9 protein-coding genes are annotated in these 12873 nt (G+C 62.2%); 3 read left to right on the top strand and 6 right to left on the bottom strand.

The annotated features are described in order from the left end of the window. Window positions 1–86: 86 nt before the first annotated feature. The 6 genes from ACPF9B_RS03470 to ACPF9B_RS03445 all read right to left on the bottom strand — a co-directional run bounded on the left by ACPF9B_RS03470 (window position 87) and on the right by ACPF9B_RS03445 (window position 8829). Entirely contained in the window at window positions 87–770 is a 684-nt protein-coding gene (locus tag ACPF9B_RS03470; protein ID WP_007205367.1) for a cell wall hydrolase, read from the bottom strand. A gap of 183 nt (window positions 771–953) precedes the next feature. Continuing rightward, complete coding sequence (locus ACPF9B_RS03465; protein WP_424179255.1) at window positions 954–3506, bottom strand: putative PEP-binding protein; 2553 nt, start codon at window positions 3504–3506, stop codon at window positions 954–956. A gap of 79 nt (window positions 3507–3585) precedes the next feature. Beyond that, window positions 3586–5835 (bottom strand): glycine--tRNA ligase subunit beta, encoded by a 2250-nt coding sequence (gene glyS, locus ACPF9B_RS03460; protein WP_424179253.1) that lies wholly within the window; start codon window positions 5833–5835, stop codon window positions 3586–3588. Next, entirely contained in the window at window positions 5835–6356 is a 522-nt protein-coding gene (locus ACPF9B_RS03455; RefSeq protein WP_424179251.1) for a DUF6446 family protein, read from the bottom strand. The genes glyS and ACPF9B_RS03455 overlap by 1 nt, the downstream gene beginning before the upstream one ends. Next, window positions 6356–7276: a glycine--tRNA ligase subunit alpha gene (locus ACPF9B_RS03450; protein ID WP_424179249.1), complete on the bottom strand. Its 921-nt coding sequence runs from the start codon at window positions 7274–7276 to the stop codon at window positions 6356–6358. Before ACPF9B_RS03450 ends, ACPF9B_RS03455 begins: the two co-directional genes overlap by 1 nt. Before the next feature lie 56 nt (window positions 7277–7332). Next, the gene (locus ACPF9B_RS03445; protein WP_007205372.1) at window positions 7333–8829 is read right to left on the bottom strand and encodes a TrkH family potassium uptake protein; all 1497 of its coding nucleotides are present in this window, start codon (window positions 8827–8829) and stop codon (window positions 7333–7335) included. A 33-nt stretch (window positions 8830–8862) separates the two neighbouring features. Here ACPF9B_RS03445 and ACPF9B_RS03440 point away from each other — a divergent pair, with 33 nt between their 5' ends. From ACPF9B_RS03440 to ACPF9B_RS03430, 3 genes are all read left to right on the top strand, one after another. Beyond that, entirely contained in the window at window positions 8863–10026 is a 1164-nt protein-coding gene (locus ACPF9B_RS03440) for an FAD-binding domain-containing protein (RefSeq protein ID WP_424179246.1), read from the top strand. Window positions 10027–10170: 144 nt separating this feature from the next. Next, window positions 10171–10635 carry a (2Fe-2S)-binding protein gene (locus ACPF9B_RS03435; protein ID WP_007205374.1) on the top strand — a complete coding sequence of 155 codons (465 nt, stop codon included), beginning with the start codon at window positions 10171–10173 and terminating at the stop codon, window positions 10633–10635. 2 nt (window positions 10636–10637) lie between these two features. Next, window positions 10638–12872 (top strand): molybdopterin cofactor-binding domain-containing protein, encoded by a 2235-nt coding sequence (locus ACPF9B_RS03430; protein WP_424179244.1) that lies wholly within the window; start codon window positions 10638–10640, stop codon window positions 12870–12872. The last annotated feature ends 1 nt before the right edge of the window (window position 12873 follow it).

Raw genomic sequence — 12873 nt, 5'->3', positions numbered from 1 at the left:
TCAACTGGCGGCGTTACCCCCAGCGATACCGCGCCCCCGCCCGCAGGACAAGGACAGCCGCGACAGCGCGGCCACCGGTTGCGACCTCAGTTCGCGGCAGTGCGAACAGGTTCGCGGTAGAAATGATGCGCGCCGATCGTGGTCGTGCGCGTGAAACTGCGCGACCAGGACGGGTTGACGGCGCGGGTATGGAAATGCGTCGCACCCCCCGTCAGGTCACGCGGCATGCCAGCAAGCAGGACAGAGGCAATCTTGCCCACACGTTCCCAAGCGACTTGCTCGTTGATCACCTCAGGATTGCCGTCGCAATTATAGCTGAACTGGCAGGCGTATTTGCGCCCGGTGCCCTGTTTGACCACACCGCACAAAGATTGCGGGTAAGCGGCACTTTCGACGCGGTTCAAAATCACCTCGCCAACGGCGAATTGACCGCGCACGGATTCGCCACGCGCCTCGAAATACAGCGCCTCGGCCAGACATTCCCATTGCGCATCACCAGAAGCGACGGGCAGGCTGTCAAGAAAATCGGTATCATAAATCACGACGGGTGCCGTCGGAATGCCGCGTTCGCTGGCGGGGGGCAGGCTGGTCAATTGCGCCATGCGCGCTTCGGACAGCACGGAAAGCGCGGACCGCTCCTCTCCCAGAAGACCGGCCAGTCGGCTGGCCATGTCGGTATCAGCACTGTCGGTATCAGCACTGGCGTAAACGCCACCGAAGGCAAGTTGTGCGACCACAAAAGCGGCCGCGATTTTCTTCAAAGGCGTCATTCTTCAAACCAAAGAAACCACGCGGTCAGCCCCGCGGAAGCAGCGCCGTGGTTAGGGCAATACAGACCGAACGTCTACCCCTAGTGGCCATAGCGGCGGAACAACGCCGTTATCGCGTGAAAATATGATAAAATCGCACCACATGATGCCCGTCGCGGAAAACGCCCCACTATATCTAGTGACTCACGCTTTGGTGATTTTGTCCTTCAGGGCCAGTTGCGCCGCCATCAGCCGCGCCCCCGGCACCCGGAACGGCGAACAGGAGACATAGTCGAACTTGTGGTCACGACAGAACGCGATGGCGCTGCGGCTGCCGCCATGTTCGCCGCAAATCGACAGCACGACATCGGGCCGGCCACGCCGCCCGCGTTCGGCACCCATCGCCACCAATTCGCCCACACCTTCGATGTCGAGCGTGTGAAACGGGTCTTCGGCATAGACGCCTTGCTGCACGTAGGTGGACATGAACCGCCCCGCATCGTCGCGCGACAGCCCATAGGTCATCTGCGTCAGGTCATTGGTGCCAAAAGACAAAAATTCGGCATGGGCGGCAATATCCTGCGCGCGCAGGGCCGCACGCGGGGTTTCGACCATCACGCCCAGCCGGTAATTCAACGTCGCGCGCGCCCGTCCGGCCACCAGATTGGCGACGCTTTCGATGCGGGATTTCATCAGCTCGACTTCGCGCATGGCGGATACCAGCGGGATCATGATATCGACGGCAGGCGCGATGCCCTTGGCGCCGACGGCCACCATCGCCTCGAAAATCGCCTGCGCCTGCATGTCGTAAATCTCGGGGATGGCGATTCCCAGCCGCACGCCGCGCATCCCCAACATCGGGTTATATTCGCTCAGGGCGGCCACCCGTTCGGCAACTTCGGGCAAAGGCAGCGCCAGTTGTTCGGCCAGATCGCGCATTCCGGCCTTGTCGGATGGCAGGAATTCATGCAGCGGCGGGTCGAACAGGCGCACGCAGACGCTGCGCCCTTCCATGATGCTGAACAATTCGGCGAAATCCGCGCGCTGCATTGGCAGCAGACGGTCGAGCACGGCGCGCCGGTCTTTGCTGCTTTCGGCAAAAATCATCTCGCGCATCACACCCAGACGGTCGCCTTCGAAAAACATATGTTCGGTGCGGCACAGCCCGATGCCTTCGGCGGCGAAATTGCGCGCGGTCTGCGCATCGGCGGGCGTGTCGGCATTGGCGCGCACGCCGATATCACGGAACGTGTCGGCCCATTCCAGCAGGGTCTGGAACGCACCATCGAGCGACGCCTCTAGCATCGGCGGCGCACCGGCCAGCACCTGCCCCGTGGTGCCATCGACGGTTATGATGTCACCGGCGGCAAAGGTCCGCCCGTCGGGGGCGACAACGCGGCCCGACTTGCGGTCGATCAGCAGGTCAGACGCCCCCACGACACAAGGCACGCCCAGCCCCCGCCCGATCACGGCAGCATGGCTGGTGATGCCACCGCGCATCGTCAGCACGGCGGATGCGGCATGCATCCCGCGGATATCCTCGGGCGTGGTTTCGCGGCGGACCAGCACACACGCCTCGCCCCGCGCGGCACTGGCCTGCGCCTCGTTCGCGGTCAGCACGATCCGGCCGCTGGCCGCACCGGGGCTGGCGGCGATCCCTGTCACCAGCACGTTGCGCGGCGCGCTAGGGTCCACCTGCCGGTGCAGCAGTTCCGACAAGGCGACGGGTTCGACGCGCAACACCGCATCCTGCCGGGTGATGACGCCGTCTTCGGCCAAGGCCACGGCGATCCGCACCGAGGCCCGCGACGACCGCTGCACGCGCACGGCATCAAGGATATAAAGCTTGCCCGCGTCGATGGTGAATTTCACCTGCATTTCCTCGCGCAGATGCTGGCGGCACAGCGCGCCACAATCAAGCAGCTGCGCAAAAGTCTGCGGGCAGCGGTCCTGCAAGGATGCGCCACGCGGATCACGGGTCAGATAGAGCGCGCCTTCGGCATCGGTCTTGTCCATCTGCGGCACGTTCTGCGCGACATAGCGGCCGGTGATCCGCGGCGCGCCTGTCGTGCTATCGACGAATTGCACGGTGCCGGTGCCACATTCGCCCTGCCCCAGCCCCAGCGCCATGGCCTGCACCACCAAACCCAGCCCCGCATCGACGGGCGCGCCCTTGGCCTGGCGCAAAAACCGCGCAGAGGTGCCATCCCAGGCACGTGCCATGGACCGCAACACCTCGGCCAGTTGGACGGCGGGGTCTTGCGGGAAAGGCTCATCCGTTTCGGCCTCATAGGCGGCCAGCATCACGCGCAAGGCGCTGGCATCAGCGATATCGGGCAGGTGGAATTCGTCAGGGTCCAGCCGCGCCACATGCACCGCGTAGGACTGCACGAAACGCAGGTAAAGCCGCGCCGCCGCCGCCTCGCCCATGGCCTGCGCCATGCTGGCAAAACGCACGTCATTCATGCCCACATTCAGGATTGCGGATGGCCCGCCCCAATCGGCGCTCTCGCTGGATGGGCGCACGGACAAAAGCGGCTGCGGGTCAAACGGCGCCATCAAGGCCGCCATATCGGGCAGATTGCCAAGCGCTGCATCGCGCACCGCATCAAAGGACAAGGCCACGGTGACAGGCACCGGCATCGCGAGCCGGATCAGCCGTTGGAGGCATTTTGCGCGACCGCCATGGGCCGCGACCGAGACCGGCGCGGTCGGCGTGATCAGCGTCACGCGGTCCTGTTTGATCTGTTGCTGCACTGCGGCACCGCCTTATTGCGTAGGCGCAGCATAGAACAGGAAATGGCCATGCGTAAAGCCAAGTTGACAGCCAAGGTGTCTAGCCTTCAATTTTTGTCAGATCAGCCACGGACAGACAGATTTTCCTGATCCGTGACAACAGGTTAAGCCTGTTGCGGCGGATCACCTGCCGGTCGTCGTTGACCTGTACAGCGGTGAAAAATGCATCAATCGGGCCACGAAGTGCCGCCATAGCGGTCATCGCAGTGCTGAAATCTTCGTCTTTCATCGCCGGCGCGATCTTTGCATCTGCAGCATCGAGCGCGGCAAACAGCGCCTTTTCGGCGTTGTCTTCGGCGAATTTCAGGTCCGCGCCATAGGAATATTCGACGCCGTCCTTGTCCTCGGCCTGCGTCAGGATGTTATTGGCGCGCTTGAACCCCTGAATCAGGTTTTCACCGTCATCGGTGGCGAGCGTCTCCGCCAGCGCGCGGGCGCGTTTGACGAGCAGGGTTAGGTCGTCGTTCCCCGGCATGGCGATGCAGGCGTCGATGATGTCGTGGCGGATGCCTTGGTCCTTGAGATAGACCTTGAGGCGGTCGTGGAAGAAGGCGAGGAGGTCGGCATTGGCCGCCTCTGCAACATTAACAATGCGAGGAATATATCTTTCCAAGACTTCCTCAAATGGTCGGCCAGCAAGTCCAACTTCATCGAAGACCGCATTAAGCTGGCTCTCGTCGGACACGAAACCAATGCGAGTTAGCGTCGCGAATGCTGCCTCTCGTTCTTTACCCGTCTTTGCGGCGTTTGCCTCCACCGGCGTGACAACAGTCAGCAAACCGAAGAAGTTTTTTAACTGAACACGAAGTGCATTCTCGACAGCAATTCTTATCACACCCAAACTGGCGCGCCTAAGCGCAAACGGATCTTTAGAACCAGTAGGTTTCTCATGTATCCCCCAGAACCCTGTCAGCGTGTCGATCTTGTCGGCCAGCGCCACGGCCACCGATACGGGTGCGGTCGGCACAGCATCCGACGGACCCAGCGGCGAATAATGGTCTTGGCAGGCGGCCGCCACCGCCGGATTCAATCCGGCGGCTGTCGCATAATAGCGGCCCATCAGCCCCTGCAATTCAGGAAATTCCCCGACCATTTCTGATTGCAGATCAGCCTTGGCGACCTTGGCTGCCTGTTCGGCCAGATCGGGGTCAGCGCCCACATGCGGTGCGATTTCACGCGCCAGTGCTGCGATCCGCGCGATGCGGTCGGCCTGTGATCCCAGCTTGTTGTGGAAGGTCACATTGGCCAGCCCCGCGCCCATGCCTTCAAGCCCACCGGCCTTGACCGTGCGCAGGTCGTTTTCCCAAAAGAATTTCGCATCCGACAGCCGCGCCGCCAGCACCTTTTGATTGCCCGCCAGAATGGTCGCACCATGATCGGCGGTGGCCATGTTGGCCACGGTCACAAAGCGTTCGATCCGGCCTGTCTTGGGATTGCGGACCGAAAAGAATTTCTGGTGTTCCTTCATCGAAGTTTGCAGCACCTCGGGCGGCAGGCCCAGAAAGGCATCGTCAATCCGGCCCAGCAGCACGACAGGCCATTCGACCAGCCCTGCCACCTCGGCCAGCAACCCGCGATCCTCGACCAGTTCCAGACCCGATGCAAAGGCCTGCTGGGTCGCGTCGTTCCAGATCACCTCGGCGCGTTCGTCGGCGCGCAGGATCACATGGGCGCGTTTCAGTTTCGCCTCATAATCGTCAAAGCCGTTCACGGTGAAGGCATCAGGCGACAGGAACCGGTGGCCGCGCGTGCTGCGCCCTGCGGTGATCGCGTCGATGGTCAGCGGCACAACCTCGGCGCCTGCTTCATCCGACAACAGGCAGATGATGGATTGCAGCGGGCGCACCCATTTCAGCGCGCCTGTGCCCCAGCGCATGGATTTGGGCCACGGGAAATTGCGCACGGTGGCGTCCAGCACTTCGGCGATGATGTCGGCGGCCTTGCGCCCCGGCTTTTCGATCACGGCGAAATAGGTCTGGCCTTTCTTGTCGTCGCGGATTTCCAGCGCCTCGCGGGTTATCCCCGCGCCACGCAGAAACCCGTCGATGGCGGCATCGGGCGCGCCGACCTTGGGGCCTTTGCGTTCTTCGCGCACAGCGCGGCTTTCGCCCGTCAGCCCGTCAATCGCCAGCGTCAACCGGCGCGGCGTGGCGAATGCGGCAGCACCGGCATAGGTCAGCCCCGCCTCGACCAGACCGTCCGTGACCAGCTTGCGCAGATCATCGGCGGCACGCGCCTGCATCCGGGCCGGAATTTCCTCGGAAAAAAGTTCAATCAGAAGATCAGGCATTATTGCAGGCTTTCGGGGGCTGGGGGGCAGGTGTCAGGGGCGGGATAGCGGTTGAACACGGCTTCGCCGCAGGCGTTGATCTCGTGCCAGATATAGGCCCGCCCGTCAGGGTAAACCGCGATAACGCGGTCGATACCATATTGCAGATTGGCGGTCCCAAGATAGGCGGTGGCCAGCCCACCCTGCAGGTCCGCGCCGATCTGGCGGGCGTCGAAACAGTCAAACCAGCGCGGCGCGATGCGCGGTTCGGCAAAGGGCAAGGGGACAGCTGTCGCCAATGTCGCCGTGTCGATGTCCGTGCTCAGGCAGGCGCGATACCGCAGCGGGCTGGACACCGCGTCAATGCCAGTGAAATCGCTGAATGGCAGGGTGATTGGCACGCTGCTATCGGTTGCGGTCAGGGTAATGTCGCCTTGGGCGGCAACAACATCTTCGTAATAGGCATAGACCTGCAGGTAATACATCGCCCCACCAAACACGGCGGCCACCACCAACATCCCCACGATCAATATGCGGGCCATCAGGCGCTGGCCCCCGCAGCTTCGGTCTGCATGAAAGCATCCGCGCAGGCCTTGGCCAGCGCGCGCACCCGCCCGATATAGGCCTGCCGTTCGGTGACGGAAATCACGCCGCGCGCGTCCAGCAGGTTGAACAGATGGCTGGCCTTGATGCACTGGTCATAGGCGGGGTGGGCCATGATGATGGCCATGTCCTTTTTGGGGTCATGCGCGGGGGTGGACAGGATGCGGTGGCATTCAGCCTCGGCATCCTTGAAATGCTGCAGCAGCATGTCGGTGTCGGCCACATCGAAGTTCCAGCGCGCATATTCCTGTTCGGTCTGGCGAAAGATGTCGCCATAGCGCAGCGCAATAGGCGCGTCAGGATCGTTGAACGGCATGTCCATCACATGATCCACGCCCAGCACATACATCGCCAGCCGTTCCAGCCCATAGGTCAATTCGCCCGAGACGGGACGGCAATCATGCCCGCCGACCTGTTGAAAATAGGTGAACTGGCTGACTTCCATCCCGTCGCACCAAACCTCCCAGCCCAGCCCCCAAGCGCCAAGCGTCGGGCTTTCCCAATCATCCTCGACAAACCGGATGTCGTGCAGATGCGCGTCAATCCCGATGGCGGCCAGTGAGCCCAGATAAAGCTCCTGCAAATCCGGCGGGCTGGGTTTGATCAGCACCTGATATTGGTAATAATGCTGCAACCGGTTGGGGTTTTCACCATAGCGCCCGTCGGTCGGGCGGCGGGACGGTTGCACATAAGCGGCAGCCCAGGGTTTGGACCCCAGCGCGCGCAGGGTCGTGGCGGGGTGAAAGGTGCCTGCACCGACTTCGATGTCATAGGGTTGCAGGATCGCACAGCCCTTGGCCGCCCAATAGGACTGTAGCCGCAGGATGATTTCCTGAAAACTGCGCGGTTTGTCGGACATGGGCACCCTCGTTTGCATCTTGGGCGTCACATAGGCCCCGCTGCGGCAAGGGTCAATCAGTTGCGCCAGAAGCGGACCGAGATGATGGTCAGCACGACCATCACTTCGAGCCTGCCGATGAACATCGCGATCGCCAATATCCATTTGGCGGGATCGTTGATATTTGCGAAATTGCCCGCCGGTCCAATCTCTGACCCAAGGCCGGGGCCGATATTGGCAATCGCCGTCGCCGCCCCTGACAGCGAGGTGATAAAATCCAGCCCGGTCAGCCCCAGCAGCACCGTGATGATCCCCAAAAGCGACACGAAGGCCACGAAAAAGGCGATGACCGAATTGATGACATCATCCCCGATCGGGCGGCCTTCGAACCGCGGGGCGAAAACGCCATGCGGGCTGTGGATCTGGCGGACCTGGCTTTTGATCGCAGCAAACAGGATCTGGTAGCGGAACACCTTGACCGAACAGGCGGTGGACCCGGCACAGCCACCGATCAGCCCGATGAAGAAAAAGGCGACGACAGGAAACGTGCCCCATGTCATGTAATCCGCGCTGGCATAGCCGGTGCCGGACATGATCGACACGATATTGAACATCGCCTCGCGAAAGGCCAGCTCGGTCCAAGCGCCTTCGCGCGCCCAAAGCCAGGCCGTCATCAACATGATGAACAAGCCCAGCAGGGCAAAGAAAACCCTGATCTGGCTGTCGCGCCACAATGGCACGGCCGTGCCGGCCAATAATTGTACATAGCGCACAAAGGGCAATGCCGCGAGGATCATGAACACCACTGCGGTGTAATGGATGCCCGCGTTGAACGCGCCAAAGGAAGTGTCGGTTGTCGCCATGCCACCCGTCGAAACCGTCGTCAGCGCATGCACGAACGCATCGAAAGGCGTCATGCCCAAGGCTGCATAGATCAGACCGCAGGCCATTGTCAGCACCAGATAGATCACCGAAATCTGGCTTGCGATCTGGCCTGCACGCGGCAGGATTTTTCCCATGGTTTCAAAAGCTTCTGAACGGAAAATCTGCATCCCGCCGACCCGCAATTCGGGCAGGAACACCATCGCAACCACAATAATCCCGATCCCGCCCAGCCATTGCAGCAGCCCGCGCCACAACAGTAAGCCAGCAGGCAAAGTTTCGAGCTGGGTAAAGGTCGTGGCTCCGGTCGTTGTCAGCGCGGACATGGCCTCGAAAAAGGCATCGGTCAGGGATGCCTCGGTCGCCCCCAGAATGAACGGGATCGCCCCGAACAATGGCAAGGTCAGCCAGACAAGCGAGGTCAGCAGAAACGTCTGGCGCAGGCTTAGCCCCGCCGTCACGCCATTGGCGCAGGCCAGCGCCAGCAAGCCCCCCGTCAGGATCGTCACGATCGCGCTTTCAAAAAAGACGAACCAATGCCGGTCACCTGCCAGCAGGTCGGCCGCCAGCGGCACCAGCATCGTCACCCCGAGCGAGGCAATCAACAGGCCGATCACATATCCAACAGGGCGCAGATCAAACATGCCGCAGCGTTGGACCGCGCCTGCGCCGCTGTCAAGAACGGGCGCCATTGAAACCCGCAAGGCGCGGGTTAATTGGCACGCATGTTTACACCAACCTACACCGACGCTGTAACGCGTCTTGCCGCTTTCACCCCGCATGCGGGCCGCGATTACGCGGCAATGCGCAACCATGATGACATCGCCCATGTGTCGGCGCTGTCGCCCTATATTCGCCACCGGATCATCACCGAAGCAGATGTGCTGCGCGCCGTGCTGGCCCGCCACAGCCCGCAAGCGGCCGAAAAATTTGTGCAAGAGGTGTTCTGGCGCACCTATTGGAAAGGCTGGCTGGAACTGCGCCCCACCGTCTGGGCCAACTACCAGCGCGATCTGGCCGCGGCTATGAACCAGATCCAGACACAGGCGGGCCTGCGCGCGCAATGGGAAACCGCCTGTCTGGGGCAGACCGGGATCGACGGTTTTGACCATTGGGCGCGGCAATTGGCAGATACTGGCTATCTGCACAATCACGCGCGGATGTGGTTCGCATCAATCTGGATTCATACGCTGAAACTACCCTGGGTGTTGGGCGCGGATTTCTTTTTGCGGCATTTGCTGGACGGTGATGCAGCGTCCAACACGCTGTCATGGCGCTGGGTCGGCGGCATCCAGACGCAGGGCAAAGCCTATCTGGCGCAGCCCGACAATATCGCCAAATACACGCAAGGCCGGTTCCGGCCCGAGGGGCTGGCACAGGTTGCCGCCGCCCTGCCCTGCCCGCCGCATCCCGACCGCGGGCCAATGCCTGTCAGCGCCATCATCGACCCGGCCAAACCCACCGGATTGATCGTGACCGAGGATGATTTGTCGCCCGGCTGGTTGCTGGACAAGGTTGCGCCGGTTGCCACCGCCTTTGTACAAACAACCGACCGGCGCAGCCCGTTGCAGGTGGCCCCGATGGTGACCGATTTCGTCGCAGGCGCGATGCGCGATTGTCACACAAGGTTTGCGGACAGGTTGGGCCGCATCAGCGTGATCAGCGCCGATGCCCTGCCCGATTGGCGCAAGGCCGAAGGATTGGATCAGGTGGTGATGGCCCATCCCCCTGCCGGCCCGACCGCCGATGCCCTGCGCCATGTTGATGCGCTGCGGGTGCTGCGCGCTTATGATCTGGACGCGTGGCCGCATGCCACGCATGGTTTCTTCCGGTTCAAGGATGCGATCCCCAAACTGTTGGGCGGGATCAAGGGGTTGGCGGTGCTGTGACCGCAGCGCGCTGCGGTCGCCTCTGGCGGGGATTGCATAAAATCGCGCATCGCGCGAATTGACGAGCTGGAAAGATGATGCAGGCTTGATATCAACACGCGCGCTTGGTAAACTAAACATATCAGTTTAGTATATGGGTGCAAGATGGCGATATCTGTGACGATCAATGGCACGGCGCACAGCGTCGATCTGCCGGATAATGTGCCGCTGCTGTGGGTGCTGCGCGACGCAATCGGGCTGACCGGCACCAAATTTGGCTGTGGTATCGCCGCCTGTGGGGCCTGCACCGTGCAGATCGACGGTGTGGCGGTACGGTCCTGTCAGGTGGCGCTCGCCGATGTCTGGGGCGAGGTCACGACGATCGAGGGGCTGGGCCAGCCCGACAATCTGGCGGTGATCCAGCAGGCCTGGATCGACCATCAGGTCGCGCAATGCGGGTATTGCCAGTCGGGCCAGATCATGAACGCCGCCGCCCTGCTGGCCGAGACCCCCACCCCCACGGATGACGATATCGACGCCGCCATGCAGGGCAACCTGTGCCGCTGCGGAACCTACCCGCGCATCCGTGCCGCAATCAAGGACGCGGCGCAGCGTCTGACAGAGGTGTAATCATGGCCAGTCTCCGCAAAATCGCCCGCCGGACGTTCTTGATCGGCTCTGCCGCTATCGCGGGCGGTGTCGCCTTTGGTGTTTATCAGCTTCGCAAGGATGCCCCTAACCCATTGGTCGCAGGCGCAGGCGAGGCGGTGCTGACGCCTTTTGTGCTGCTCAATCAGGACGGCGTGACCGTCATCGCGCCGCGCGCCGAAATGGGCCAAGGTGTGCAGACCACGCTGGCGGCCCTTGTCGCCGAAGAAATGGATGTCGCCTGGGAGGATATCACCGTTCTGCACGGCCCGCCCGCGCAGGCCTATTACAATCAGGCGCTGTTGGGCCTTGCCCTGCCGTTTCGCCATTATGCCGACACCGATTTCCGCCACAGCCTGCGGCAGGGGATCGGGCAGATCGGCAAGTTGCTGCATCTGCAGGTGACGGGGGGATCGACCTCGATCAAGGACGGGTATGAACGGATGCGCCATGCCGGTGCCAGCGCGCGCGAGGCGTTGAAACTGGCGGCGGCGGCGCAATTGGGCGTCGCAGCCAGCGACCTGCGCACCCAGGACAGCCATGTCATCGCCCCCGACGGCACCCGCATCGCCTATACCGCGCTGGCCGAGGCGGTGCGTGACATTGACCTGCCTGATGTGGAATTGCGGCCCCGATCGGAATGGAAATACCTCGGCAAATCCATGCCGCGCGTCGATATGCGCGCCAAGGCGACAGGCACCGCGCAATTCGCGGGCGATGTGCAGTTGGAGGGGATGCAATTCGCCACCGTGCGCATCAACCCCAAGCGGGCGGGCATGGTATCATATGACGACACTGTGGCGCGCACGATGGATGGCGTCGCCACGGTGATCGACCTTGGCGATGGCATCGCTGTCGTGGCGTCGAACACATGGTTGGCCATGCAGGCAGCTCAGGCAGTGGATATCGTCTGGCAAGACGCGGCCTATCCGGCCGATACTGCGGGCATGATGGCCGCGATTGCCGCAGCCTTTGAGACCGAGCCGAACAGCACCGTGCGTGACGATGGTGATGTAAATGCCGCGATTGAAGGCACTGAAATCGTCGCAGAATATACCGTGCCTTTCCTTGCCCATGCCACGATGGAACCGATGAACGCCACAGCCCTGTTCACTGGCGACAGGTTGGAGATCTGGACAGGCAACCAAGCCCCGGTGATCACGCGCGACAAATGCGCAGCGGTCGCAGGGATCGCCCCCGAGGCTGTCACCGTGCATACGACGCTGATGGGCGGCGGTTTCGGGCGGCGCGCCGAGACGGATTATTCGGTGCAGGCGGCCCGCATTGCCACAGCCCTGCCCGGCACGCCGATCCGCATGACATGGACCCGTGAAGAGGACATGCGCCACGATTTCTATCGCCCCGCTGCCATGGCACGGTTTCGCGGTGTGGTCGCGGATGGCGCGGCGCAATTGATCGACGGCCAGATCGCAGCACCTTCGGTGTTTCAGCAATCCAGCTTTCGCCAGATGGGGCAGGTTCCCCCCGGCCCTGACCGCGCCCATGTCGAAGGGGCAGCAGACCAACCCTACGGCGTGCCGCATTTCCGCATCTCAGGCCATCTGGCCGATCTGGCCGTGCCGGTCGGGTTCTGGCGGTCGGTGGCGGCGTCGTTCAACGGGTTCTTTCTGGATACCTTCGTCGACGAGATGGCCCATGCCGCAGGCACTGATCCATTGCAATTCCGGCTGGCACTGGCGGAACGTGAACATGCGCCATCTGCCGGCGTGATCCGTGCCGTGGGTGAAATGTGCGGCTGGACGGGCGAAACACCTGCCAATATCGGGCGCGGCGTGGCGTTTTGTCATTCCTTCGGGACCGCCACCGCACAGGTGGTCGAGGTCGAGGATACCGGGCGCGGCATCCGCATTAACCATTGCTGGATCGCCTGCGACCCAGGCATCGCATTGGACCCTGCGATTATCGAGGCGCAGATGATTTCAGGCGCGATCTATGGTCTGTCGGCCGCCATGCAGGAAGAGGTGACCTTCACCGAAGGCGCCGCCGATCAGGGCAATTTCACCGATTACGATGCGCTTCGGATGCATACGGCGCCGCGTTTCGATGTGCGTATTATGGAAACCAGCGCACATCTGGGCGGCATCGGTGAACCCGGCACACCGCCTGCGATGCCGGCACTTGGCAATGCTTTGTTCGATCTGACAGGCGTGCGCGCGCGGGAATTACCGCTGATCAAGACCTTTGATCTGATCCTTTAGG

The sequence above is a fragment of the Yoonia sp. TsM2_T14_4 genome (assembly GCF_049602355.1).
Lineage (GTDB): Bacteria > Pseudomonadota > Alphaproteobacteria > Rhodobacterales > Rhodobacteraceae > Yoonia > Yoonia vestfoldensis_A.
This window is presented reverse-complemented; position numbering and strand designations above follow the sequence as displayed.

Excerpts from the sequence above, each read along its gene's own strand:
- ACPF9B_RS03440 (WP_424179246.1), top strand. The coding sequence starts at position 8,863 with ATGTTTACACCAACCTACACCGACGCTGTAACGCGTCTTGCCGCTTTC.
- ACPF9B_RS03470 (WP_007205367.1), bottom strand. The coding sequence starts at position 770 with ATGACGCCTTTGAAGAAAATCGCGGCCGCTTTTGTGGTCGCACAACTT.
- glyS (WP_424179253.1), bottom strand. The coding sequence starts at position 5,835 with ATGCCTGATCTTCTGATTGAACTTTTTTCCGAGGAAATTCCGGCCCGG.
- ACPF9B_RS03435 (WP_007205374.1), top strand. The coding sequence starts at position 10,171 with ATGGCGATATCTGTGACGATCAATGGCACGGCGCACAGCGTCGATCTG.
- ACPF9B_RS03450 (WP_424179249.1), bottom strand. The coding sequence starts at position 7,276 with ATGTCCGACAAACCGCGCAGTTTTCAGGAAATCATCCTGCGGCTACAG.
- ACPF9B_RS03455 (WP_424179251.1), bottom strand. The coding sequence starts at position 6,356 with ATGGCCCGCATATTGATCGTGGGGATGTTGGTGGTGGCCGCCGTGTTT.
- ACPF9B_RS03430 (WP_424179244.1), top strand. The coding sequence starts at position 10,638 with ATGGCCAGTCTCCGCAAAATCGCCCGCCGGACGTTCTTGATCGGCTCT.
- ACPF9B_RS03445 (WP_007205372.1), bottom strand. The coding sequence starts at position 8,829 with ATGGCGCCCGTTCTTGACAGCGGCGCAGGCGCGGTCCAACGCTGCGGC.